This window comes from Paenibacillus gansuensis (assembly GCF_042684925.1).
Taxonomy (GTDB): domain Bacteria; phylum Bacillota; class Bacilli; order Paenibacillales; family DY6; genus Paenibacillus_N; species Paenibacillus_N gansuensis.
In genome coordinates, this window is record NZ_JBHUME010000014.1 from 15,088 (window position 1) to 41,003 (window position 25,916).

At 49.7% G+C, this 25,916-nt stretch carries 22 protein-coding genes; 16 read left to right on the forward strand and 6 right to left on the reverse strand.

From position 1 onward, the window contains the following. The first annotated feature begins 174 nt into the window (after positions 1-174). The 4 genes from ACFSUF_RS20425 to cobA all read left to right on the forward strand — a co-directional run bounded on the left by ACFSUF_RS20425 (position 175) and on the right by cobA (position 4,879). On the forward strand, positions 175-1,092 hold the full coding sequence (locus ACFSUF_RS20425; protein WP_377606038.1) for a cation diffusion facilitator family transporter: 918 nt from the start codon (positions 175-177) through the stop codon (positions 1,090-1,092). 246 nt (positions 1,093-1,338) lie between these two features. Next, positions 1,339-3,789, forward strand: coding sequence for a nitrite reductase large subunit NirB (gene nirB / locus ACFSUF_RS20430; protein WP_377606041.1), 2,451 nt, complete (start codon positions 1,339-1,341; stop codon positions 3,787-3,789). Then, complete coding sequence (gene nirD / locus ACFSUF_RS20435; protein ID WP_377606043.1) at positions 3,786-4,112, forward strand: nitrite reductase small subunit NirD; 327 nt, start codon at positions 3,786-3,788, stop codon at positions 4,110-4,112. The genes nirB and nirD overlap by 4 nt, the downstream gene beginning before the upstream one ends. Next, positions 4,109-4,879 (forward strand): uroporphyrinogen-III C-methyltransferase, encoded by a 771-nt coding sequence (gene cobA / locus ACFSUF_RS20440; RefSeq protein WP_377606045.1) that lies wholly within the window; start codon positions 4,109-4,111, stop codon positions 4,877-4,879. Before nirD ends, cobA begins: the two co-directional genes overlap by 4 nt. Before the next feature lie 67 nt (positions 4,880-4,946). On the opposite strand, the gene ACFSUF_RS20445 is transcribed toward cobA, so the two are convergent. Beyond that, the gene (locus ACFSUF_RS20445) at positions 4,947-6,167 is read right to left on the reverse strand and encodes a nitrate/nitrite transporter (RefSeq protein WP_377606047.1); all 1,221 of its coding nucleotides are present in this window, start codon (positions 6,165-6,167) and stop codon (positions 4,947-4,949) included. A 417-nt stretch (positions 6,168-6,584) separates the two neighbouring features. Between ACFSUF_RS20445 and ACFSUF_RS20450 the strand changes: the two genes are divergently transcribed. The 7 genes from ACFSUF_RS20450 (at position 6,585) to ACFSUF_RS20480 (ending at position 14,923) form a co-directional block, all read left to right on the forward strand. Then, entirely contained in the window at positions 6,585-7,901 is a 1,317-nt protein-coding gene (locus ACFSUF_RS20450; protein WP_377606049.1) for a molybdopterin molybdotransferase MoeA, read from the forward strand. Further along, a complete protein-coding gene (locus tag ACFSUF_RS20455; RefSeq protein ID WP_377606051.1) occupies positions 7,883-9,919 on the forward strand; it encodes an FAD-dependent oxidoreductase in 2,037 nt (678 codons plus the stop codon). The genes ACFSUF_RS20450 and ACFSUF_RS20455 overlap by 19 nt, the downstream gene beginning before the upstream one ends. Further along, the gene (gene nasC, locus ACFSUF_RS20460) at positions 9,916-12,036 is read left to right on the forward strand and encodes an assimilatory nitrate reductase catalytic subunit NasC (protein ID WP_377606053.1); all 2,121 of its coding nucleotides are present in this window, start codon (positions 9,916-9,918) and stop codon (positions 12,034-12,036) included. Before ACFSUF_RS20455 ends, nasC begins: the two co-directional genes overlap by 4 nt. Positions 12,037-12,065: 29 nt before the next feature. Further along, on the forward strand, positions 12,066-12,707 hold the full coding sequence (gene mobA / locus ACFSUF_RS20465) for a molybdenum cofactor guanylyltransferase (RefSeq protein WP_377606055.1): 642 nt from the start codon (positions 12,066-12,068) through the stop codon (positions 12,705-12,707). Positions 12,708-12,709: 2 nt separating this feature from the next. Continuing rightward, entirely contained in the window at positions 12,710-13,252 is a 543-nt protein-coding gene (gene mobB / locus ACFSUF_RS20470) for a molybdopterin-guanine dinucleotide biosynthesis protein B (protein ID WP_377606057.1), read from the forward strand. A gap of 175 nt (positions 13,253-13,427) precedes the next feature. Then, positions 13,428-14,204, forward strand: coding sequence for a sugar phosphate isomerase/epimerase family protein (locus ACFSUF_RS20475; RefSeq protein ID WP_377606059.1), 777 nt, complete (start codon positions 13,428-13,430; stop codon positions 14,202-14,204). After that, positions 14,201-14,923, forward strand: coding sequence for a class I SAM-dependent methyltransferase (locus ACFSUF_RS20480; RefSeq protein ID WP_377606061.1), 723 nt, complete (start codon positions 14,201-14,203; stop codon positions 14,921-14,923). The genes ACFSUF_RS20475 and ACFSUF_RS20480 overlap by 4 nt, the downstream gene beginning before the upstream one ends. Positions 14,924-14,963: 40 nt before the next feature. Here the strand turns inward: ACFSUF_RS20480 and ACFSUF_RS20485 are convergent, their stop codons facing one another. From ACFSUF_RS20485 to ACFSUF_RS20505, 5 genes are read right to left on the reverse strand one after another with little or no spacing between them, the layout of a single operon-like run. Next, entirely contained in the window at positions 14,964-15,146 is a 183-nt protein-coding gene (locus ACFSUF_RS20485; RefSeq protein WP_377606063.1) for a hypothetical protein, read from the reverse strand. Between the two features lie 9 nt (positions 15,147-15,155). Continuing rightward, complete coding sequence (locus ACFSUF_RS20490) at positions 15,156-15,677, reverse strand: hypothetical protein (protein WP_377606065.1); 522 nt, start codon at positions 15,675-15,677, stop codon at positions 15,156-15,158. A gap of 13 nt (positions 15,678-15,690) precedes the next feature. Beyond that, positions 15,691-16,056: a hypothetical protein gene (locus tag ACFSUF_RS20495; protein ID WP_377606067.1), complete on the reverse strand. Its 366-nt coding sequence runs from the start codon at positions 16,054-16,056 to the stop codon at positions 15,691-15,693. Continuing rightward, positions 16,053-17,444, reverse strand: a complete 1,392-nt coding sequence (locus tag ACFSUF_RS20500; RefSeq protein ID WP_377606069.1) for an Ig-like domain-containing protein — start codon at positions 17,442-17,444, stop codon at positions 16,053-16,055. The genes ACFSUF_RS20495 and ACFSUF_RS20500 overlap by 4 nt, the downstream gene beginning before the upstream one ends. Before the next feature lie 35 nt (positions 17,445-17,479). Further along, complete coding sequence (locus ACFSUF_RS20505; protein WP_377606071.1) at positions 17,480-17,707, reverse strand: hypothetical protein; 228 nt, start codon at positions 17,705-17,707, stop codon at positions 17,480-17,482. A gap of 351 nt (positions 17,708-18,058) precedes the next feature. Here ACFSUF_RS20505 and ACFSUF_RS20510 point away from each other — a divergent pair, with 351 nt between their 5' ends. The 5 genes from ACFSUF_RS20510 (at position 18,059) to ACFSUF_RS20530 (ending at position 25,876) form a co-directional block, all read left to right on the forward strand. Continuing rightward, on the forward strand, positions 18,059-18,385 hold the full coding sequence (locus ACFSUF_RS20510; RefSeq protein WP_377606073.1) for an ArsR/SmtB family transcription factor: 327 nt from the start codon (positions 18,059-18,061) through the stop codon (positions 18,383-18,385). A 20-nt stretch (positions 18,386-18,405) separates the two neighbouring features. Next, positions 18,406-20,532, forward strand: a complete 2,127-nt coding sequence (locus tag ACFSUF_RS20515; protein ID WP_377606075.1) for a heavy metal translocating P-type ATPase — start codon at positions 18,406-18,408, stop codon at positions 20,530-20,532. Between the two features lie 120 nt (positions 20,533-20,652). Further along, entirely contained in the window at positions 20,653-22,416 is a 1,764-nt protein-coding gene (locus ACFSUF_RS20520; RefSeq protein ID WP_377606077.1) for a sensor histidine kinase, read from the forward strand. Further along, positions 22,416-24,053 (forward strand): response regulator, encoded by a 1,638-nt coding sequence (locus ACFSUF_RS20525; RefSeq protein ID WP_377606079.1) that lies wholly within the window; start codon positions 22,416-22,418, stop codon positions 24,051-24,053. Before ACFSUF_RS20520 ends, ACFSUF_RS20525 begins: the two co-directional genes overlap by 1 nt. Positions 24,054-24,157: 104 nt before the next feature. Next, positions 24,158-25,876, forward strand: a complete 1,719-nt coding sequence (locus tag ACFSUF_RS20530) for an extracellular solute-binding protein (RefSeq protein ID WP_377606080.1) — start codon at positions 24,158-24,160, stop codon at positions 25,874-25,876. Positions 25,877-25,916 lie beyond the last annotated feature (40 nt).

Genomic DNA, 25,916 nt, shown 5'->3' on the forward strand with positions numbered 1-25,916 from the left:
GACTCTGTTTACTAATTGAACTGCATATGCTACCATTATGGAACTGTCTTAAAAGGTGTGGTGGTGGAGAACATGAGGAATTGGAAGCAGCGCTTTGATTATAGATCGTATTCATATGGAACCTTGACCCTAACCGGTCGAGGTTTTTTTGTTTCCTAAACGCAACAAACATGGATGGAGGAACAAAAATTGAAAGACAGCTACAAAAGTTCAATTTACGCCGCATGGATCAGTCTGATCAGCAATATTCTTTTGACCGGGATTAAGATCGTAACCGGATTTCTGTTTAACAGCCCCGTGCTTTTGGCGGACGGGATTCATAATGCAGGGGATGTCATCGCATCGGCCGCATCCTTAAGCTCCATGCGTATTTCAAAACTTCCACCCGATGAAGATCACCCCTATGGGCACGGGAAAGCCGAAGTTGTAGGAGCTGCCATTGTAGCAGGGATTTTAGCGTTGGCTGCTGTCTATATCGGATATGAAGCGGTTGCCGCGTTATTCGAACCTTTTGGCGAGCCGCACTGGATTGCGTTTATTGCAGCTGTTGTATCACTGGTATGGAAACAAACTTTATATATTTATACGATGCGTATCGGCAGGGAAGCGAACAGCAAAGGTCTCATAGCTACTGCTAAAGATCATTTGGCTGACGTTTACGCCTCCGGAGCCGCCGTAGTGGGGATTGGGCTCGGCCTGATCGCACAAGTGTACGATATCCGTATCCTCCAGTACGGGGATCCCGTTGCCGGTATTATTGTAGCGCTGCTGGTGCTTAAGCTTTCCTATGAGATGGCGAAGGAAGCGCTGGACGTGCTGATGGAAAAGAGCGTACCGCTGGAAACCATTCAAGCCTATACTCAGAGGATCGAGGCCATTCCTGAAATCAAACGGATTGACCGCATTCGCGCCCGGGAGCACGGCCACTATGTCATTGTTGATGTTCGGGTGGGAATTGACGCCACTTTAACGATTCAAGAAGGCCACGATATATCGCGAAAACTAAAAACCGCTTTAAAAGAGCAATTTTCGGATATTGAAGAAGTGCTGGTTCACATTAACCCATGGTACGAGAATGAGAAAGAAGATTGAAGTAAACTTATGTAACATCAATTTGAAGAATCCATCGAATTTGCGCCTAATTCACTTCATTTTATGTAAACTATGTTGACAACAACTGAAGTCCATTGTATATTTTCAATATAACTGAATCGGATACAATGGCGTATCCAACTAAGCGGCAATGAAGCCTGCTTACCTTCCTTAGGGACGACTGTTCTCTAGGGTAAGGTAAGCGGGCTTTTATTATTTTCTTGATTAAGAGAGGAGAGGTCTCGGATGAGTGAGCGCAAACAGCTGGTGTTAATCGGGAATGGTATGGCGGGTGTCAGGGCGGTCGAACATCTGCTCAAGCTGGCTCCTGACAAGTATGAAATCACCATTTTCGGATCGGAACCGCATCCGAATTACAACCGCATTATGCTTTCTTCGGTATTGGCCGGAGGGGCGGATATGAAGGAAATTGTGATTAATGATTGGAATTGGTATCAAGAGAATGGCATCCGTTTATTTACCGGAGAGACGGTAACTCAGATCGATACGACAGGGCGAACGGTTCGCTCCGATAAGGGTACGGAAGTGCCATATGATAAGCTGATTCTTGCTACCGGATCGAATCCGTTCATTCTGCCGCTGCCAGGTGCGGATAAAGAAGGGGTAATTGCGTTCCGGGATATGAAGGATTGCGAAACGATGATATCCGCCTCCCAAAAGTACAAGAAAGCGGCCGTGATTGGCGGGGGGCTGCTCGGAATTGAAGCGGCCAGAGGCCTGCTTCACTTGGGTATGGAAGTTTCGGTAATCCATGTCCAGAATTATCTTATGGAACGCCAGCTTGATGAACCGGCATCAAAGCTCCTTCAAAAAGAGCTGGAAGCACAAGGAATGAAATTTTTGCTGAACAAACATACGACCTCTATTACCGGCAGAAAACGGGTAAAATCACTCGCTTTTACAGACGGTACTGAACTTGAAGCTGATCTGGTGGTCATGGCGGTTGGAATTCGGCCTAATGTGCAGCTGGCTAAAATATCGGGAATTGAGGTCAACCGCGGTATTGTAGTCAACGATTACCTGGAAACGAGTATTCCGGATGTTTATGCTGTCGGTGAATGCGCAGAACACAGGGGAATCGCCTATGGATTGGTTGCCCCGTTATACGAACAAGGCGATGTGCTTGCCAAACAGCTTGCGGGAATTGGAACAGAAGGGTACCAGGGATCCGTGACTTCAACTAAACTCAAGGTTTCAGGTGTGAATGTATTCTCAGCCGGTGATTTTCATGATTCCCCTGAAGCGAAGTCGCTGCGACTGCAGGATGACGTCGAGGGGATATACAAAAAAATCGTCATCAAAGAAGGCAAGCTAGTTGGAGCGGTTCTGTTCGGCGACACCTCGGCAGGAGCATCTCTGTTTTCGATGATGCGCAAAGGGGAATCCGTTGAGGGCAGAGAGAAGGAAGTACTGCTTGGCTTCACACCAGGCGGAGCGCCGGCCTCCCCGGATGCCAAAATGGAAACGATGCCGGAGGATGAAATCGTCTGCGGATGCAACGGCGTGTCCAAAGCGGTTATTCTGGATGCGATCCGAAATAAGGGCTGCTCTACTGTATCCTCTGTGAAAGCTTGTACGAAAGCATCGGGTTCCTGTGGAGGATGTAAACCGGATGTGGAAAGTCTGGTGCGGCTCTATGCGGAAAATAGCGCTGCTGAAGCGGTCAGGGAAGGAATCTGCGGATGTACGCCTCTTTCCAGGGACGAGATTGTCGCAGAAATGAAGCGTATGGGATTAAAGAGCGTCCGAGAGGTCATGAATGTTCTGGAGTGGAGGGAGCCGGAAGGCTGTTCCAAATGCAGGCCCTCATTAAATTATTATCTGGGCATGCTCTGGCCTGAAGAGTATACAGACGAAAAGGAATCCCGATTTACGAATGAGCGCTATCACGCCAATATCCAGAAAGACGGAACCTATTCGGTCGTACCTCGGATTTATGGAGGAGTTACCTCTCCTGGCGAATTGAAAAAAATCGCTGCGATTGCAGAAAAATATGATGTTCCGATGGTGAAGATTACAGGAGGCCAACGCCTTGATCTCCTCGGTGTCAAGAAGGAAGACCTTCCGGCCATGTGGGAGGACTTGGATATGCCGTCCGGCCATGCCTATGGAAAAGCGCTACGCACCGTGAAAACCTGTGTCGGCTCGACATTCTGCCGGTTCGGCACGCAGGATTCCATTGGGATGGGAATCCGGCTTGAGAAAGCGTTCGAACGTTTAAATACCCCGGCAAAGGTGAAGCTTGCCGTCTCAGGCTGTCCCCGCAATTGCGCGGAAGCTACGATTAAAGACTTTGGCGTAGTCGCCATTGACGGTGGTTGGGAGCTGCATGTCGGAGGAAACGGCGGCGTCCATGTTAGAGCTACAGAACTGCTGTGCGTCGTAAAGACCGAAGACGAAGTACTTGAATGGAGCAGCGCTTTCCTGCAATACTATCGTGAACATGCGGCATGGAACGAGAGAACATCGGTATGGATTGAGCGGGTAGGCTTAGACAGCGTCAAGAAAGCGCTCGAGAAGAGGGAGGACCGACTGGCACTTGTGGAACGTATAGAAACGACTCTTAAGCACACAACGGACCCTTGGAGAGAAATTATTGAAAACGATGATTTGCGTAAAAATTTCACCCCTCTCGCAAAGGATCAGCTTGTATCACAAGGAGGTTCCCCAAAATGACTAGACTGCTCGTTGGAAAATTGGAGGATATCGATGTAAAAGGGGCCCGTACTCTTACGGTCGATCAACTGGAAATAGCCGTGTTCCGCCTTACGGGCGGAGAGGTGCTTGCTGTGGAGAACCGCTGCCCGCACAAGAATGGAAAGTTATCTGAAGGGATGGTGTGCGGATCCAGGGTTCATTGCCCGCTGCACGACTGGAGAATTGACCTGGCCTCAGGAAAAGTAGAGGAGCCTGATGACGGCTGTGTGACCACCTACACAACGGAAGTCGACAGTGAAACCGGACTGCTGTATGTTTACATTGGAGAGAAAGCGTCATGAGCGGCGGATGGGTATCGATTGTAGGCGCTGGTCCCGGTGATCCTGATCTCATTACAGTAAAGGCGCTGAAACGGATTCAATCCGCAGATGTCATTCTGTATGACCGCCTTGTGAACAGAGCGCTTCTGGAGAATGCAAGGAAAGAAACGGAACTCATATATGTCGGCAAAGCCCCGGGGCTTCACTCTGTGCCCCAGGAACAAATTGAAGATATGATCATCCACTATGCTGCACGTGGAAACAAGGTCGTTCGCCTCAAAGGCGGCGACCCTTTCATTTTCGGCAGAGGCGGGGAAGAGCTCTTATCACTTGCAGCTCAGGGGATCGCATGTGAAGTCATACCCGGTATTACTTCGGCATCAGGGGCTGCAGCAGCAGCTGGAATACCACTGACGCACAGGGGTGTTTCGGCATCCTTCGCATGTGTAACCGGAAGCCGCTGCCATGGAGATCAACCGCCGGTCCGTTGGGATATTCTAAGCCATAGCGTTGATACACTGATTATTTATATGGGAGTCAGCCAGCTATCTTTCATACGCGAACAGTTACTGAAGTCCGGCAAAGACGGCGAGACACCTATTGCTCTCATAGAGAACGGTACTACGTCAAGACAGCGGGTCATTACAGGCGTGCTTCAGGAAATGGATAAAGTGGCTATGAATGCAAACCTAATGAATCCGGCTCTCATCATCATCGGCGAAGCAGTCCGGGTTCGGGATCAGATCGCGGGATGGGCTGCGGCTGCAGAGTATATGACTGTTTCATAAATAAGTTTTCTCTAATCCATGAAAAGAGGCCAACCAGTTATTCTGGTTGGCCTGATTTGGGCTGCTCTTATGTTTCCGCCTGGATACGGGCTTTACCTCCCTGCCCAAGCCACTTATTCTTCCATTGACTCTGCAGAAACCACATGAGTGCGGAACAGAAGAGGGCGACGAGGCTGAGAATCAGGAATCCCGGCATATAGGAACCAGAGCTTTGATACAATCCTCCCAGGATGACGGGGAGCATATACCCCCCTATACCGCCGGCCGCACCTACAATACCGGTCATCAAACCGATTTCGTTTCCGAAGCGCTGAGGTACAAGCTGAAAGACGGATCCATTGCCCATCCCAAGACACATCATCCCCACAAACAATAAGGATAACACTACATACTGAGGGGGGATGGACGCAACAAACGCGAACAGGATGCCGGCAGAACCATACAGCATCAGCAGCATCAGCAGGCCTCCGAACCGGTCCGCCAGATAGCCTCCGAGGGGGCGGAAGAAGCTGCCCGCAATGACGCAAAAGGTTGTAAAGTCGGCCGCTTGAACAGCGGATAACCCGTATTGCGCGTTAAAGAAAATCGTGAGGTAGTTAGACAATCCTACAAATCCGCCAAAGGTGACGCTGTACATGAGACAGAACAACCAGGCATCCTTTTGCTTCAGCAGAGCAGCATATTCGGAAAGACGCTTGGGAGCGGGACGGTTTGGACTCTCTTTAGCAAAGATTGTAAAAATTAGAAAGGCGGCGGCGATCGGTATGACCGCTAATCCAAACACCGTTTCCCAGCTGTTGTAATGCTGTGCCAGACGGTTTGCAAAAAGGGTTGCCAATACGGTTCCGCTGTTGCCTGCTCCTGCAATGCCCATTGCAAGCCCTTGATATTGCGGCGGATACCAGCGGCTCGCCAGAGGCAGCGCCGCAGCGAACGACGCACCTGCAACCCCTAACAGCAGTGCAACGATGTAAAGATCACCCAGCGAATCCACGAACTTCCATCCCCATATTAACGGAATCATCGTAATCAGCATGCCGGCCTGCCCGGTTCTTTTGGGCCCGATATAGTCCGTCAGAAACCCGAAAACCAGCCTGAGAATCGAGCCTCCGAGGATAGGCAGTGCTACCAGATTGGCCTTTTGTGCTGCATCCATTGGATAATCTCCCGCGATGATGACGCTTAAAGGACCGATCAGAACCCATACCATAAAACTAAAATCGAAATAAAGAAATGCGCTGAACAATGATGGTTTGTGTCCGCTTTGCCAAAAGCTTTTTTGCAGCATGTGTAACCGTCTCCCTCCATAATCTAATTTTTCTCTAAACGCCAATAGACCGCACCTCGCCCTGTGTTAAAGAGCGGTTTGCGGCCTCATTGCCATGGCGCCACATCATTGTAGCGCCGGTCGTTCACAAAGTTGTGAACCCAAGCAGATTATAAAGTCTGTGCAAGTTGTATGTCAATAAATATAACACAAACTTATAGAATATTGTTACGCGATCAAAAAATAATGTAAATAATCCATTTTTGATGTCAAGTATATTGACGTATCAGTGAAAAGAGCATATATTTTTAGTAAGAGAATTCACATATGGACACAATGGCGTGTCCTTACCCGGCAAAGAAGCCCGATTCCTGATCGTACAGGGACGGGCTTTTATTGTTTTTTAACCGAAATATAAGCAAAGAAAGGGGAGCCCTTATGAACGTATTTCGTGTAGCACCGCAGTCCCAAGGGTTCACTGTGGAGGAAGCGGCGGAAATCCTGTGCAGCACCATCGGGATTCCGTCCGTAGAATCGATTTCCCTGGATGACGCCGGAGGCAGGACATTGGCGGAAACGTTTGTTACACCGTTTCCGCTTCCGCCGTTCCGCAGGGCTGCGATGGACGGTTATGCGATCCGGTCGGAAGCGACCTGCCATGCTTCACCGAGCACTCCCGTCTCGTTTCAGGTTAAAGGAAGGATTCTGCCAGGGTCAATTGGCCTTACTATAGGGGAAAAGGATCAAGCCGTGCGAATTTTCACAGGTTCCCCGGTACCCGCAGGGATGGATTCGGTCGTGATGCAGGAAAGAGTAGAGCAGGAGGAAGTGCGCGGCGCAGCGTCTTTCATTCGGATTCAACATCCGTGCAAACGGGGAGAACATGTAGCTGAAGCTGGGGAGGATTTGGAGGAGGGGGTAGCGGCTGTCGCCAAAGGTACGAAGCTGGGCGCTAAAGAAGCAGCAATTCTGGCATCGTTCGGAATGCAGAGAGTAACGGTTTATTCCAGACCCAAAGTCGCTGTTATCCCCATCGGCAATGAACTGATTTTACCTAAAGAGGCTAGAGGGCCGCATCAAATCTACGACGCTAACGGACTGATGACGGAAATGCGGTTGAGGGAGTTGGGGGCATCGGTGATCCGCTTCCCGCCGGTTCAGGATGATCCCGAAGCGATTGTAAGAAATCTGACCAAGGCTTATGAACTAACCGGCCTTGTCATTACAATAGGCGGTATTTCGGTAGGGGATTGCGACTTTGCCGCCGAAGCGGCCGAAAGAAGCGGCGCAGTTCCCTTATTCCGTAAGGTGAAAATGAGGCCCGGAAAGCCAACGTCTGGTTTTCGCCATCGGCAGCATACCGTTATTTGTCTCTCCGGGAACCCGTCGGCCTGTTATGCAGGCTTGGAATTACTGGTGCGGCCTGTTGTACTGAAAGCATGCGGGCATACCGGCTATCAATATCAGGTAAGCAAAGGAGTGTTGGCCGCCGATGTCATTCGGCCGTCTCCTTATACACGTTATCTGCGTTCCTTCGCGAATATGCAAGACGGGCGCCTTGTAATATATCCGTTAGGCCGCGACCGTGCAGGCAATATAGGCGCTTTCTCACAGACCAATGCGTTTGCGGTTATACCGCCGGGAGGGAAAGGAAGCGCCGCCGGTGAGCAAATTCAAGTCATACTGCTTGATCATTGGCGGCAGCAGGATGGAAATGGCAAGGAGGATTTCTCTTCATGGATAGAATCAAATTAGTTATGGTCGGCAACGGGATGGCCGGGGTCAAGTGTATTGAGGAAATTATTGCATTAGCTCCGGAACGCTTTGAGATTACCGTGATCGGAAATGAGCCGCATCCGAACTATAATCGCATTCTGCTTTCGAAAGTGCTGCAGGGCGGTACTTCGATGCAAGAGATCATTACCCACCCATGGGAGTGGTATGAGGCACGAGGCATCCGCCTTATGGCCGGCATGACAGCAGTACGAATCGATACCGTTTCCAAATCCGTGGAGTTATCGGACGGCAATTGTATCCCATATGACAATTTGATTCTGGCAACCGGTTCCCGTGCCTTTATACCACCGATTCCAGGTGTACAAAAACAAGGCGTATCCGTATTTCGAAATCTCAATGATTGCACGAAGCTCATGGATGCTGCGGTTACAAGCCGCTCGGCGGCGGTGATTGGCGGAGGCTTGCTTGGTTTGGAGGCAGCACGGGGACTGCTTCACCTTGGAATGGAAACTACGGTTGTGCATAACGCGCCTTACCTGATGAACCGCCAACTGGACAGGGCTCCGGCGGAAATGCTGAAGACGGAATTGGAAAAGCAGGGTATGCGTTTTCTGCTGGATAAAAGAACTGAGAAAATTATGGGCAACCGCAGAGTAAAAGGACTCTTGTTCACCGACGGTACTGTGCATCAGGCAGATATTATCGTGTTAGCCGTCGGTATTAAGCCCCGTATTGATTTGGCTGCGGGAACCGGGCTCCTGACGAATCATGCTTTTATTGTTGACGACTATATGCGAACAAATATCCAGGATATCTATGCGGTAGGGGAGTGCGCTGAGCACCGCGGGATTGCTTATGGCCTTGTAGCCCCGTTATTTGAACAGGGAAAGGTGCTTGCCAAAGTGGTTTGCGGACTGGAAACGGGTCCATATACGGGAACAGTGCCGTCCGCACAATTGAAAATATCCGGGATCGATGTATTCTCAGCGGGGGTGATCAACCGTCCGGATACCGAAACCGCCTTGCTTTCCGTGGACTATGTAAGGAAGACATATAAACGGATTTTTATGACACAGGGCAAAGTGTCGGGTGCTGTTCTATACGGGGATATATCGGATTCTGCCTCCTGGCTTGCGGATGTAAAGAGAAACACCGACTTTGCTCTGCTGGGGCATAGGATCGAAAAGAGAGCCCGGGCCGATGACCCTGAGGAAATGCCAGGAGCCAGTATCGTATGCTCCTGCAACAATGTCACTAAGTCCGTTATCATGCAATCTGTACAGGAAACAGGAAATGTTACCCTGGAGCAAGTAAGGGGACACACGAAAGCTTCCGGATCATGCGGAGGATGCAGCACGGCAGTGGAACTAATCATTCGTCATGCATTACAGCAAGGAAGCACCGCTATGCAAGAGCAGCAGGCGGTTTGCGGGTGCGGCAAGCTTACCCATACCCAATTGAAAGCAGCCGTGGAGCGTGTCGGTGCTCAGCTGCAGCTTACTTGCGAGACATGCAGAAACGCGGCTTACTATTATTCAACTCTGCTGCCTGCACGTTACCCGTTAAGTACTGCTTTCCCCGCCAGCCTTCTTAACCAGCCTGCTTTTCGTCTGGCAGCAAAACCTGAGAGCGGGAGGGAAATGGACCGGAACGCTGTTATGCTGATGGAGAGAATTTCAGCTTTTATTCAAGGGCTTTCCTTTCCCCATGCATTCACTTTTACAATTTCTGCTTCACCGGATTGTCCGGCTGGAGTGCATGTCAGCAGTTTTGGCATAGCAGGGGTCCCTTACGGTTGGGAATTATATGCAGGCGGCCACGCGGAGCTTCCCCTGAAACAAGCTGAACTGGTTGCTTGTGAACCTTCTTTTCAACGAATGTTAGAAGCGGCGGAAGCCTGTTTGCAGTTGTACCGGGAAACCGCCTATTGGTCGGAGCCTGTTTGGAAATGGATAGAACGGTTCGGTTTCGTACAGATACGGGAGCAGCTTCAAATGGGGCTCTATGCTGTGAATTCAAGGGGGAAGGCAACATGATACTTGAAGAAACAGATCGGATGGAGATGAAATCTCGGACGGAAGGAAATACACAATGCCCGTTTTGCAGCGTCCAATGCAAAATGAGGATTCAAAATCAGCAAAACCCGGACGAGGCGAACTCCTTATGGGTAACGGAAGGAGTAATGAATGCCGCGTCTGAAGGAAGATTGTGCGTGAAAGGAAAAAACGCATTTCAGCATTCCTTTAACAGAGAACGGCTCGTGAAGCCATTATTGCGGAAAGACGGCATTCTTGTTCAGGCTACCTGGGAAGAAGCGCTGAATCACATTGCCCAACGGATTCTGGACATTCAGCATCAATTCAGCAAGGATGCCGTTTCCGTATACGGCGGAGGGTCTTTAACCAACGAATCGGCGTATTTGTTGGGTAAATTTGCCAGAGTGGCGCTCGGGACGAAATATATCGACTATAACGGCAGGTTTTGTATGTCCGCGGCCGCTTCTGCCGGCATCAAAACCTTCGGACTGGATAGGGGACTGACCAATCCGTTGAGTGATATTCCGCTGGCGGGCTGTATTATTCTGGCCGGAACGAATATTGCTGAATGCCAGCCTACACTGATGCCGTATTTTACCCGCGCTAAGGATCAAGGGAGCCTGATCGTTGTCATCGATCCGCGTGAAACGGCAACAGCCCAAATGGCGGATCTGCATTTGAAGGTAAAGCCGGGCACCGACGCTGTCTTGGCCGGTGCTATGCTGAAAGTCATTTTGGAAGAAAATCTTCAAAATGACTCCTTTATACGTAACCGGACCAAGGGCTTTGATCAAATCGTACGGTCGGTTCAAGGGATTGACCTGAACGAAGCGTCCGGGATTACCGGAGTGGACGAGAACCTGATTCGTCTAGCAGCAACCGCCTTTGGGAAGGCCGAGACAGGCATGATTTTTACTGCCAGAGGGGTGGAACAGCATGCTGACGGACATATGGCGGTCAGGAACTTTCTGAACCTGACTTTAGTCACAGGGAAAGTCGGGAGGCCGGGATGCGGATACGGCGCCGTGACAGGCCAAGGCAACGGCCAAGGCGGAAGGGAGCACGGGCAGAAAGCGGATCAGCTGCCCGGCTACCGACTTATTGAAAACGAGACGGACCGAGCCTATATCGCCGGCGTTTGGGGGATTTCTCCGCATGAACTTCCGGGAAAAGGCGTTTCCGCTTTTGAAATGATGGAACTGGTTCACGAAGATACGATTAAAGCGATGTTGATTATGGGATCAAATCCAGTTATGTCCAACCCGAACGCCGGGTTCGTAGAAGAAGCGCTAAGGAAACTGGATTTCTTGGTAGTTGCCGATATGTTCTTATCCGAAACGGCAGAGATAGCGGATGTCGTCCTACCGGTTACATCGTATTTGGAGAATGAAGGGACGTTAACCAATCTGGAAGGAAGGGTTCTCTTAAGAGAAGCAGCCCTGCCTGTATCGGCTTCTGTCCGACATGATTGGCAGATCCTTTGTGAACTGGCAGTGAAGTTAGGGAAGGGGACTTATTTTCCATTCAGTACCGCCGAATCGATATTTGAGGAGCTGCGGCTGGCGACCAAGGGAGGTGCGGCAGACTATTATGGAATCACATACAGCAGATTGCGCAAAGAGGAGGGGGTGTACTGGCCCTGCCCTTCACCGGATCATCCGGGTACGCCCCGTTTGTTTCAGGAGGAATTCGGTCATGAAGACGGCCTTGCTCATTTTTCCGATATCGTCGAACAGCCCTCCTCGGAGGAAACGTGCGGCATCTATCCGTTGATCCTGACCACGGGACGAGTGTTATCCCATTACCTCACCGGTGTCCAGACGAGAAGGAGTCCTGTTTTAACCTCAAGGGATATCAGTAATGCCCTGGAGATTCATCCGGCCACCGCAAGCAGATATGGAATCGAAGAAGGAATGCTGGTCGAAGTGCAATCGCGCAGAGGCTCCTTTGTAACCCGCAGCCGCTATCGTCCGGACCTCCGTGAAGATACCGTATTCTCTGCCATGCATTGGGGCGGGTTACAGAACGTAAATCTTGCTACCAACCCGAAATTGGATCCCTACTGCCGTATGCCCGACTTCAAATCCTGCGCGGTGTACGTAAAGCCTTTGCAATAATCCTCAATCTGAAAAAGGGAGTGTGCTTCATGAATCGTACGGAGCAGCATGCATTCCAAGCGGAAAACGGGATGGAAGGACTTATCCTGGCAGGCGGTAAAGGGCGGAGGCTGGGCGGACTGGTGAAAGGACTGCTTCCTGTTGCGGGTATCCCTCTTATTCAAATCATTGCAAATGAAATGCAGCGCGTTTGTGATTCGACCGGAATTGCGGTGGCGGATCCAGAGCAGGCGACTCGTCTTCACTCCTTTGCTAATGAGATATATATGGATCGGATCCCCGGCCGAGGCCCTCTGGCAGCAGTCAGCGATGCATTTATCCGAGCAAGGCAGCCGGCTGTTTGGATATCCGCTTGCGACATGCCCCTAGTTTCCTCTTGCGCAGCGCTATATATGAACGACAGAAGAACGGCATCCGGAGTTCAAGCTGCAGTCCCCTGGATCGGCGGAAAGCTTCATCCCCTGCAGGCGGTTTATAGTCCGGAATGCCAATACGCAGCCAAACATTGCCTTCAGCAAGAGGAATTTCGGATGATGAGCTTCTTGCAGCGCATCCGGTTTGTCTCGGTTACGGAAGAAGAGTTTGCCGCTAAGGGCATCGATATCCGTTTCGTGACAAACATCAATACATCGGAAGACTATGCATGCTGGGAACCCATGAAAGGAGAATGAAGATGGATTATCCGCTCATATATCAGATTACAGGCTATAAAAATACGGGGAAAACAACCCTATTATGCCGAATCGTTGCTTTATGGAAGGCAAAAGGAATCCCGGCCGCCACGATCAAACATGACGCTCATGAGTTCCAGATGGATCGGAATGGCAGCGATACGTCGCAGCATCAAGAGGCGGGTGCGGTTTGGACCGCCATCACGTCTCCACGGCAGACGGTGATCCTCCAGAGCGGTATGGCGGATTTAGCGCAATTGATCCTGCTCGCTCCGCCGGAAACCGTGATTCTTGCGGAAGGGTTTAAGCATGCTCCGTATCCTAAACTGGTGATGGCATGCTCGGAAACAGACATCCGGCTTGCTAATCAGCTTACCGGCGTGACCGCCATTGTGGCCGAAGCGTCTTTTTACAGGCAGCAAATAGCGGTTCCAACTACTACGCCGATATTCTGCCGTGACCAGGTAGAGGAGATCTCAGACCATATGCTGGCAGAACTTCGATTCCTTGGGGCCGGAGCATGGTTAGAAACTACACTGATATGATCAACTGCCGCAGACAAGCGGCGGTTTTTTTTGTATACTTTGGATCAGTGCACATACAATGGAAAAAAGCGTTAAGGGTGATTCAGTATTACATTTCGTTGACTTGCTGTCTTTTCTTCAGCTGGCTGCAAAGGTAAGGTGGGTAGGAATACGTTACGGTGAGGGAGTGCTATTGATGATCCAATTGGGTTGGTGCGGGAAGGTAGAAGAGGCTGGAGAACTGAAGCGGATGGGATTCGACTATATCGAGTGCCCGTTAGCTTCCATGTCTTTGGAAAATGAGTCTGAGTTTAAGGAAAATTTGAAGCGGTTTCAACAGAGTTCGCTTGCTGTCCGGGCATTTAACATTTTCTGTCCTCCAGGCATGAAAGTGGTCGGCCCCGAAGCGGATCCGTCCAGAATTCGCGCATATATTCTTAAAGCTGCAGATGTAATGAATGCGCTGGGAGCCGAAAAAGTTGTGTTTGGCAGCGGACATGCCCGGACTGTACCTGACGGGTGGGAGCACAAAAGAGCCGAAGAACAATTTTTGAATCTTCTGACTTGGATTGGCGACGCTTTTGCCGGAACCCGTTTGACGCTAGTGATTGAACCGTTAAACCGCAAAGAATCGAACTTTATTAACAATCTCACGGAAGCCGTTTCTTATGCCAAGCAGATACAGCATCCCAACATAAAGGTGCTAGCCGATTTCTATCATATGGAGGAAGAACAAGAGCCGCTGCAAGCGCTTATCGACTATAAAGAATGGATTGCACACATTCATGTTGCGGATACGTTCAGGTTGTCACCGGGTACAGGCCAATATCCATATGCCGAATTCATGGGAAATTTAAAAGCGGCAGGCTACACAGGGATGATTTCAGCGGAATGCAGCGTAAGCGATTACAGCATTGATTTGCCTGCGAGCCTTACGTTTCTTAGATCCTGGAATGAGGAAGTGGTTACATGACTTATAATGATACTTTTTTTCGTACACAAGCTACAGGCTCCAAGCGTTCTTCTATCGAAATCGTCCCGTTCGTGATGAATTTGCTTCCCGTCAAGACGGTGTTGGATATAGGGTGCGGGACAGGGACCTGGCTGTCGACATTTACCGAGGAAGGCGTTCTCGAGGTTACCGGGGTTGACGGAGATTATGTGGATACTTCCTTGCTTGCCATTCCGGAAGAGCGGTTTATCCGGTATGATCTGACGCACAGCCTGGAGTTAGGCACAACCTTTGATCTTGTGGTGTCGTTAGAGGTGGCGGAACATCTGAGTGAGGAGTATGCTTCCGCTTTTGTTCAGACTCTGGTTCGCCACGGAGATGTCATTCTGTTTTCGGCTGCCATTCCGTTTCAGGGAGGGCGGCATCATGTGAACGAGCAATGGCAAGGATATTGGGCGAAGCTTTTTGCCGAACACGATTATATCCCTGTGGACTGTATTCGCAAACCGATGTGGGAGAACGAGAATGTACAATGGTGGTACGCACAAAACACATTTGTATATGTAAAGCGTTCCCGCTTGCATGAACTGCCCCTGTTAGAACAGCAGCATCTGCTAAATCCTCAGCCGATCTTGAATATGGTACATCCTAAATTATATCTTATGCTATCCGGCGATTTTTACGGGAAAGACGGTTACCAAGACGGATCCATTCTTAAAGAGTTTACGCCCAGAATTTGAAAAGAAGCCTCCCGGTTTGCTCTCCCGGGCGGCTTTACTGTTACCGTTGCTGAATCCGATCCATCTGCATAGCGTCCGAGGCTAAAGGCTGCACCCAGGCAAGTGCTTCTTCAGCCCGTACCCGCGTTTGTTGAATACGGCGGGCGAGGTCGAGCTGAATAAATTGTACTTTTGTTTTGGCCCGCTCGATCAGTACCCGATCGAAGGCACCCGACGCAGTCATCGCCGATAGCTATTCCAAAAGCTGCGCAGTCATGATCCTGGTGTCCTGTTCCATAGACCGGCCTTGCTCGACGCAGTTGGAAACAGCGGTCAATGCGGCTTTGGTCAGCTCCACATATTGGTCGATAACTTGATCATACTGCCGGGCGAAAACCGGATCTTTGGAATTCACCATAATATCCATAGGGTTCATATTATCCAAAGGGGTACGCGGAATCTGCTTTAGTGAATCCAGCACTTCTTGCGTCTGTCTGACATACTCGTCTAGATTTTTCGTCATAGCCTCGATTTCCGTCTCGATGGGTTCCATGTTTTCCACATCAGCCATGATAGTCACTAAATATTGAAAATGAATTTTGTGAAATTTCAGGATTTCCTTGGCGATGGGAATTTCGACGAGCTTCAGTGTGGCCTTAAACAATGCCTTGTAAATGGTAATCAAATGATCCTTGCTGATCGATGCTTTATTTCCCCTGTCTAATGCCCGTTCTTTAAGGAGCGTGTTTTCCCGTTTCTGCGCGTTATGATCCATATGGTCTCCTTCGTCAACGGACAAGTGCTGCCGGTTTCTCTTGTGCTTCAGCTTCAGTATCCTTAGGTTTCGGCTGCGGATTCAAGAGAGCAAACAGCTGGGCAGCGGCCTGATCTTTATTTTCCAGAATTTCAAGGGCCAGTTTCTTCATTTTGATTTCCATTTCCAGAAGATCGTTCTTTAATTCTTTCTCTCGCACCGATTCGTTTTGCAGGTTCCGGGAATAGTCATCCAGAGCTTCTCCCTGGCCAAGTAAAGCTTCAACTACAATTCCTTCGGTACGGAGCACATGACGGTTCGCTGCCAGTATAATGCCCGGCACTTCCACAACGGTATCCGTTGCTTCATCCGTGTAGCTGGAAGTGTAATCTTTTTTCACACGCAAATAATTGGATAAAGGGATGACATTCCCGTTCTCGTCTTAATGGTAGCGGCGCTCTTCATCGTTTTCTCGTCCTGCGAGTAGGAACGTACGCTGATTTTACTTTTTTCGCCGGGCAGGAGGGAGAAGGTCTTGATGGTGCGTCCCGCTCCGTAATTCGCCAAATAAGAGGATAAACGGTAAGATTCAACGAGAATAATGCGCTTCAGCCTTGAATTCACTTCGGGCATAATGGAGACATTGATTTCCAGGATCGTTTCCACCGAATTCTTTGCACGGTCTACGACCCGCGCCGTAACGAAATGCTTGCCTGTCGTGTTGAACGTTAACGTTGCTTTCCATTTAGTCCAATCCCCGGGAGCCTGGGCAGACCCTCGTGTAAATAGTTCGGAATGATCCGTTGAAATCTCTACATAATCGATCCCGCCTGCATCTTCAGCTGTTCCGGAGATTTCAACTACAGCGCCTTGAGAGAAGGTTCCTGCAACTTGTGCGCCGTTGAGAGGGGAGAGGATACCGATTTTAGGCAGAGTAGTATCCGCATAAAGGGATATACTTGTCGTGCCGAAGTTATTCGCTGCATCGTAAGCACGGACCTGTATCGAATTCGCGCCTTGTTGAAGCGTGATCGTTTTCTTCCAGGTCCGGTAGCCGTCTCCGCTCTCAGTCAGGACAGGCGCACCGTTGTTTTGAATGAGCTCGACTCTGGTAACACCGCGGTCGTCCCCGGCTGTGCCTTGGATGGTAACCGCACCGGAAGAGAGGACAGCGCCCGAAGAAGGCGAAGTAACAGCGACCGTGGGCAGAATCAGATCCGGCGCCTGAGCCAGCTGTACGGTGACCGTGATTTTCCTGATGGAGGTCGCCTTATTATTTGTATGAAGCGCTTTGGCCGTGATCTGCACCTGACCCGGCGTGCTCAAAATGACACTGGGCAGGACCCATGTTCCGTCCCCATTCAGCGTCGCTGACTGGTATGCGCCCGAACCGATTTGAACGGAAACCTGTTTGACCGCACCGTCGCCGCTGTCAACCCAGGCCGTACCCCTGAAATCTACGACTGCACCGGTAGGGATGCCGCTGATAATGGCATTCGCTGCCGGAGAAGAAATATCAACAGTAACGATAATCGGGTCTGGATCTGGTAACGGATCGCGGTCAATCGGGTCTTTCGGTATCATCATAGCGATGCCGCCGTCATCCATTTGCGGAATGGCGCGCAGCTCTTCATAGCCTGCTGCATATACAGGTTGAGCAGGAATTGACGATTCCAAAAACTGGTATGATAATACCCCTGTCATGTTGCGGTAAATGTTTAACTTCTTGCCTTCTTCCTCTTTTCTCAGCACTTCTTCTTCCGTTAGCTCCGAAAGTTTGGTCGTCATACGGTCACCTGATTGCTGTGCATTCCGGAGTGTCTCTACGGCTGTAGGCTGACTGAAGGAAGATTTGCCGCCGCATTTGAAGCAAGATGCTGAGCTCCCGATGGTCCTGCTTGCATAAAGTAATCGTCGGAAAACTGCAGATCGATAAAATTCCTTCCGCTGTATGTGGTAGGCTCCGGCACGTTATAACTTAAGACGGGTGCAGATCCTCCCGGTTGAAGCTTGATCATCGGTTCCTGATTCCGGTTGGTACGGTTTGACATGAACTGTTCACGATCCTTCCTTATCTAGTTTAATTCCTCCGCACATTCTGGCTGACGAGACGTAATTTCCCTTAAACCATGATGATCCGCCAGTGAATGAGGACCTCTCTTTACACGTTTCACCCTAGTTCTCTCTTCGCAATGAATGTGTCGAAAGTTATCGGGATAGTGAATTCCATAGACATATGGTCGCGAATACGTATCATAGCTGCTGCTTGTCTTGTCACATAAGAGTAGGCATGACGCATAACATGACGTAGCGGATGACGAAATGCAGCGGATTGACTTCGTCCATCTTTTGGATTAATATATGAACACATACTCATATATGCATGATTCGAGGTGGCCGATTTGGAAAATAATAACGAAGCTTTACACGCTCCATATCAATCATTGGATGAAGAGACTTTATTTATCGTGTCGCAGACTTTTAAAGCTTTATCTGACAGCACCAGGATCCGAATCCTGCATTTATTGTCTCAAAGGGAATGCTCGGTTACGGAGATTGCGGAACAGCTGTCCCTGCTGCAGTCCACCGTTTCCCATCAGCTTCGTTTCCTGAAGAACTTACGGCTTGTGAAATTCAGGCGTGCAGGCCAGACGATTTATTATTCCCATGATGACCGGCATGTTGTTGATCTATTGGAGCAAGCGATTGATCATGCAAGCCACGATTAGCATTTGTGAGGTGAAGCAGAATGAAGGAATACAGGGTAAAGGGATTGACCTGTGCCAACTGCACCATGGAACTTCAGGAAGAAATTCAGAAGCTTGAACATGGAGCAACGGCAACGCTAAGCTATAATACAGGGAAAATGACTCTCGACCCAAATGTGCCCTTGAACAAAGTAAAAGCGATCTTGAAAAGTGACGGAGCCTTCATTGAAGAAGAATACGTACATGGCCACCCGCATAACCATGCACACGGTCACGATGCTTTTGGCCACGACCATCATCATGACACGGGTTCCCGGATGAAACGGCTGCTGCTCATTTTGGCCGCATTATTCGCTATCGCTGTGTTTGCAGAAGGAACCGCAGCTGATAGTGCAGCCATAGCGCTGTATCTGACTTCCATGGCGCTGAGCGGATACACGACTTTCCTTAAAGGCGTCCGGAATCTGGTACGGCTTAAATTCAACATCGATACATTGATGACGATTGCTCTGATCGGAGCCGTAGGGATCGGAGAATGGAAAGAAGCGACATTGGTAGCTTTGCTGTTCGGTGTAAATGAGCTGCTGGAAGGCTTAGGAATGGAGAAAGCGCGTAAATCGATGGAAGCCTTACTTCAAGCCGCACCCAAGGAAGCTGTTGTGCTTCGCGGCGGTCAAGAAGCTGTCGTGCCGATTGCAAGTTTGAAAACAGGCGACATCGTGCTGGTTCGCTCCGGAGAGAAAATCCCTTCTGACGGCACGGTAATCGAAGGCGGGAGCTCCGTCAACGAAGCTCCCATTACAGGGGAATCCCTTCCGGTTGACAAGCGGGAGAAGGATTCCGTTTTTGGGGGGAGTATCGCAAATGAGGGTGTTCTGAAAATCAGAATCGAGAAAGCGTACAAGGATTCGTCACTTGCCAAAATTCTTCATCTCGTAGAAGAAGCGCAGGAAACGAAGACGCCGACCGAGTTATTCATTAACCGGTTTGCCAGGTATTATACTCCTGCCATTATCCTCATCAGCCTGTTGGTGCTGCTGGTTCCGACATTACTGCTTGGCGGAAACTGGGACGCTTGGCTGTATCAGGCACTTGCCGTACTCATTGTGGGCTGCCCCTGTGCACTCATACTTTCCTCACCGATTGCCATCGTCTCGGGAATTACCCGGAATGCCAGAAACGGCATCCTGATTAAAGGCGGCGTGTACCTGGAACAGTTGGGCCGCATCGATACGATTGCCTTTGACAAAACGGGGACGTTGACGAGAGGGGAACCGCATGTAGAGCGGGCGGTATGTTATGAGGAAATCTTTTTCCAGGCGGCTTATTCTTTGGAGAAATCCTCTACACACCCGCTTGCGAAGGCAATCACCCGATATTTGCAAGCAACAGGCGTAACTGCAGCAGAACCGGATGAAATTCAGACGCTGCCCGGACACGGAATTACCGCCAGGATGAATGGCGCTTCCTATTATCTCGGAAATGAACATAGCATTCGGCATATCCCTGTTACCGGGCAGGTCCGCGCAGATATAGAGTCTTTAAAAGCAGCAGGATTTACCTTAGTCCTGGTCGCTGACGAAGAGAAGGTCCTTGGGATGTTCGGCTTGTCAGACAAAGTTAGGGAAGAGAGCGCATCGGTGATTCAGAAACTCAGAGAAGCGGGCGTCCGCCGAACCGTTATGTTAACGGGAGATCATGAAGCTACCGCAAAGAAAGTGGCTGGAGAAGTGGGTGTGACGGAGTACCGGGCAAACCTGCTTCCCGAAGATAAAGTATCCTCCATCCGGGAGCTTGCCCGCAGCGGCAGTATAGCAATGGTCGGTGACGGGATGAATGATGCTCCCGCGTTGGCAGCTGCCCGGCTCGGTATTGCGATGGGCAAAGGAACGGACAGTGCTATCGAAACTGCGGATATCGTATTGATGCAGGATCATTTAGGAAAATTGCCCGAAGCCATCTCAGTCGCGAAGAAGGTAAACCGGATCATCCGGTTTAATATCGCCTTCTCCTTAGCATTGAAGATCATCGCGTTGCTGTTGACCATTCCCGGCTGGCTTACGCTCTGGTTCGCTATTTTATCCGATATGGGTGCCACCGTCTTCGTGACTTTAGTAAGCTTAACCGTGTTGGCGGGCTCAACCCGCAGCAAGGAAACGATAGTATAAACGCAAGAACCTGCAGCCCGTGAATGGCTCAGGTTCTTTTTTTCGTTCAAGAAAGGGTTTACATTCTTCAGGGATGAAGTTATAGGGAGGTGTTTATTTTGTGAAACGGGGGACTTCGAAATGGGATTCAAAATTACCATTTTTACAAAAGTAATCGTGATGATCCTCGTTCTGCTTGTTCCGATCTTATGCCTGTACGGCTATTCTCACAAGGTCAGCGTGGAGGTCGTCCAGGAGGAAATTGAAACGTCCAGCGTCAACAAACTCATGTTCCTCGTCAAACAGGTGGAGAACTCGATGGATCAGTTGTCCAGCTCCTCACTCCTCTTAATAGAGGACCCTGATGTCAGAGTATTCCAAACGATGTACCTCAACAACAAACTGCTTGATCTCGACACGATTACGGTAATGAACCGGCTGAAAGATAAATTAAGCATGGTGAGCTCCTCCAGTAACTGGAGCAATACGATGTCAGTCTATTCCACTTCCGTTAAGCAGGTCATCTCGACCGACTCTAGAGTGAAATTTGATCCTGACTACATCCGAAAATATACGAAACCGGACTGGGAGCTGCAGACCGAGAAACGAAACGGCGCAAGCAAGTACGCCTTTGCCTGGCATACGGCAGAACCGGTATCTTCCTTTACCCGGCCGGAGCAGACCAAGTTTGTGTTCGAAGTAAAATTCCCGGAAGAGAATCTTGTCCGTATACTGGACCAGTTTAAGGAGGGAGGAAACGGCGACCCGTTCTTCTTTCATCCTCAAGCAGGCGTCATTTCCAACAGTGCCGCCAAAGCAGGTTTAATCCGCAAGGTAAGCAGCAAGTGGAAGGAAGATCATAATCAAACTTCCGGTAAACAAGTGATGACATTAGATGGGCGGCAGTATCTTGTGTCCTTTGTAATGTCCGAGAAGCTGGGGTGGTATTTAGTCGATTATGTGCCGCTGCAGGAAATTTTGACCCCGATTACGAAATCCAAGAATTTGTTCATTTACTCCACCATTCTGCTGCTTACGTTGAGCGTGCTTGCTTCGTTCCTGTTATACAGCCAGGTGCAGGTTCCGATCCGCTCGCTGATGAGAGGCGTCCAGCAGCTGAAGAAAGGAAATTACGCCATCCGGATCCGGACAAGGCACGGGAATGAATTCGGCTTTTTAGTGGAGCGGTTTAATGAACTGGCCGAACAAATCCAGGAGCTCATCGAGAAAGTCTATGAAGAAAAAATCAGGTCCAGAGAGGCAGTTCTCAAGCAGCTTCAATCGCAGATTAATCCGCACTTTCTGTACAATTGTCTAGCCTATATCAACAGCATGGCAAAGTTAAACCAGAATTCGGCGATTTCTGCAATGGCGCACCATTTGGGCAAGTATTACCGTTATACGACACGCTTGGAGAAAGAGGAAGCCCATCTGGACGAGGAACTCCAGCTTGTTCTTAATTATCTCGAAATCCAAAAACTCAGGATGCCGAGGATTCAATATACGCTCGAACTTCCGGATGATATGCGTTCTCTCCTCATACCGCGGCTGCTGATCCAGCCTCTGGTTGAAAATGCGGTAATTCATGGTATCGAACCTAACCCTGCCGGGGGCCGCATTCGTATTTTGGGCAGCTCGGATGCTCATGAGTATACTCTTATTGTGGAAGACGACGGGATCGGCTTATCCCCTGAGCAGTTGTACCGGTTGAAAAGCAAGTTGAACCGCCCGCTTGATGACCATATGGGATGCGGAGTCTGGAACGTACACCAACGCCTTTTATACCGCTATGGCGCGCCTTCCGGATTAGAGTTTGAGCATTCCTCTTTAGGCGGACTGAAAACGACGATTCGCTGGAACCGAGATCCCGCATGCGAAATGATTCGAATGGAGGAGGTTGTTTAATGTACACCTTGCTGATTGTAGACGACGAAGCCCACTTGGTGGACAGTTTGGCCGATACCATCCCTTGGCAGGAGCTAGGCGTGACGAATGTTTATAAAGCATATTCTGCTTATGAAGCAATGGAACGTTTACAACGGCAAACGATCGACGTCGTACTGACCGACATCCGTATGCCCGGCATGAACGGATTGGAGCTTGCAGAACAAATCCATCACAGGTGGAACAAAACCAAATGCATTCTGCTGACGGGTCACGCTGATTTTGAATATGCCCAAAAGGCGGTGCAGCATCAGGCTGCGGATTATCTGCTGAAGCCGGTGAGCGATGAGGAAGCGATGGCTTCCGTTCACAAAGCGCTGCACCGTTTAAAGCAGCAATGGGAGGAGATATCCTCCTATAAGAATGCAATGCAAACGTTACAAGAACATCTCCCGGTTCTGCGGGCCGGACTGCTAAATGAACTGGTTCAGGGGAGTAAGGTAAGCCGGGAGCAATTAGCCGGTAAGCTCGGGATGTATGACTTGCCTTTCAAACCGGGGGATGACGCCAGCCTTATGATGGTCCGCCTGGAAGAAGAGTTTTCTTCCTATGACTACTCCAGTGTTTCCTTAGTCCAATACGCAGTAGGGAATATGGCGGAAGAACAGTTCGGAGGCGACTTCCATTTGTGGATGTGCAAGGATCCCCATGATTATCTGCTTTGCCTTTGTAAGCCTGCACATCCTGAATCGGTTACAAGGGAGCAGCTGCAATCCGCTGTGGAAAGTCATGCGGCCGCATTACAGGAGCATATTAAAACGTATTTGAAAGGATCCGCTTCCGTGCATGTAAGCTCTGTATTTCTCTTTCCGGAAGAGCTCAGCCTTACTTATGATCTCTCCGTTTCCGCAATCCGGCGGAAAGCAGGCAGCGCCCGGCACGTCTTTCTGGCGGGGTCCAGCGAGGATGAAGGAGTCCCGTCAACGCTAAAAATCCTTTATGAGCCCCCGACACTACACCATCTGCTGGAGATGGGCCGCTGGAACGATCTGGAGGGGAAATTGAATAAAATTTACGCGGAGCTGGAACAGTGCAGTTCTCATACTCAGGACCATTTGCTGGAGGCGCTATTCTATATCTCCAATAGTTTCGCATACATCGTACATAAGAACGGACGAAGATTATCCGAATACATCGGCCGGGACTTTGAGGCGCTTCTTGACCTGGGTTCCTTTCGTACCATAGCCCGCATGAGGGAATGGTCTGCCCGGGTGCTGGAACAGTTGAAACTGGAAACAGAGGATGAAACGAGATGGAACCGGGTTTCGGTTGTGAAACAGGTGCAGAGGTTCATTGAAGAACAACTGTCCAAGGACGTGTCTTTGCAAACGATCGCGGAACATGTATTTCTTCACCCAGTTTATCTGTCAAAAGTCTACAAGCTCGAAACCGGGGAAAGTTTAAGCGACTATATCTTTAGGGTGAGAATGGAGAAGGCCGCTTATCTCCTGATTCACAGCGACTTGAAAATATATGAGATTACGGCCCAGCTGGGGTACCAGAACCCCCAGTATTTTATCAAGATGTTCCGTAAGCAGTACGGCACCACTCCTCAGGAATACCGGGACAGGCAAGTGCCGCGGCTTCCGTCACAATAAGCTAACAGAATGCCATCCATGTTCAGGAGATGTCATTCCCGCCATAATTGGTATCGCTTACAATTTAGCTGAGGCAATATCATCAAATGATAGGGGGAAAGCCAATGCGGTATCAACGCAGATTATTTATTACTTCGATTGCAGTTATTCTGCTGCTGGTCACGGTGATCGGATGCTCACAATCCAAAGAGGCGAATAGCAGCGGCAATACCGGCAACCAGAAGGAAACGGCTGAAGGAAATCAGACTTCGGGCGGGAAAGAAACGGACACGCTTCCTATGAGCAACGGCAAATACGACCCTCCGGTAACGATCACCACAGTCAGAGGTGTCGGGGGTGATTTGACGTTCAAGAACGGTGAGACGATTGAGAATAATGTACATCTGAAGTGGGCTAAGGAGAAGCTTGGGATCGACATTAAGTACTTATGGACCGTAACCGACACGAATGATGCGTATAAGACAAAGCTCCGGCTGGCTCTTTCTGCTAATCAAAAAATGCCTGATATCGTTGCTCTGCGTTCTGACGTCGATAAGGATCTAATTGACTCGGGAAAATTTATGGACGTCGGCGAGCTCTTTGATAAATACGCTTCTCAAACCTGGAAAGACGCTATGAATGAAGACCCGACTGTGTGGTACCCTTACATGCGCGACGGGAAACGTTATGGTATCCCCATTTTGGATTACGCTTACAATGCAGACCCGGTACTTTGGATACGGGAAGACTGGATGAAGAAGTTGAACCTGCAGGCACCGAAAACGCTGGATGACTTGCAGAACATAATGGATGCTTTTACAAATCAGGATCCGGACGGGAACGGACAGAAGGATACGGTTGGTCTGACAATCGGATTTAAAAACTGGGTGAATACGTGGATGAGTGATGCAGGGTGGGTATTCGGCGGATACGGCAGCATGCCAAACCAGTGGAATGAAAAGCAGGATGGAACGCTGGAATACGGCTCTGTGAGTCCGGAGACCAAAACAGGTTTAGGTAAACTGCGCGAATGGATGGAAAAAGGACTGATTCCGAAAGAAGCGGGCCTGTTTGATGAAACGAAAGCAACCGAGCTGTTTACGGCAGGCAAGGCAGGCATTGTTGCCGGCCCGCACTGGATGCCCTGGTGGCCGCTGGAGGATGTGAAGAAGAATGTAAAAGGTGCGGAATATAAGGCCTATCCGATCCCATCCGGACCTGACGGAAAAGCGGGAAGGCACGATACGGCAAGCAGAAACGGAGTAGTGCTGATCAATAAGGACATGAAGAATCCGGAAGTGTTCTTTACCTATCAAAATTATCTTTTTGACAATTATGCCAACCCTAAGGCCGGCACTGAGTTTGAGAACGGTATGGCGAAGGGATACGACTGGGATGAAGTGAACGGGAAAGTAGTCGTCGGCGGCGAGGTTCCCGGAGGATCCGTTCCGGTGAATAAATACACGCTTACGTTTGACGGTGCCAGAATCCCATCCTTATCGATGAAAACCTTGGCGAAGCTTGCAAATGGGGAGGAAGCAGTTACCCCTTATGAAAAGACAGCTAAGGCAGCTACACCGGTTACCGTTCTGGAAGCTGCGAAAATTGTGCTGGAACAAAAGGACATTGTCATGCCGCAGAAGTTCGTAGGTGCGCCTACGGAAACAATGAAAGCGAAGAACGAGCTGCTGCAAAAGATGGAAAAAGAAACGTTCAGCAAAATTATTTACGGCAAGGTGCCGTTAGATGCGTTCGATAAGTTCGTGAAAGAGTGGAACTCCGCAGGCGGCGAGAAAATGACGAAGGAAGTTAATGAGTGGTACCAATCGGTTAGCGGAAAGTAAACAATGAACCGGGCAGCCGGGGGTTCGTAGATACGTTGGA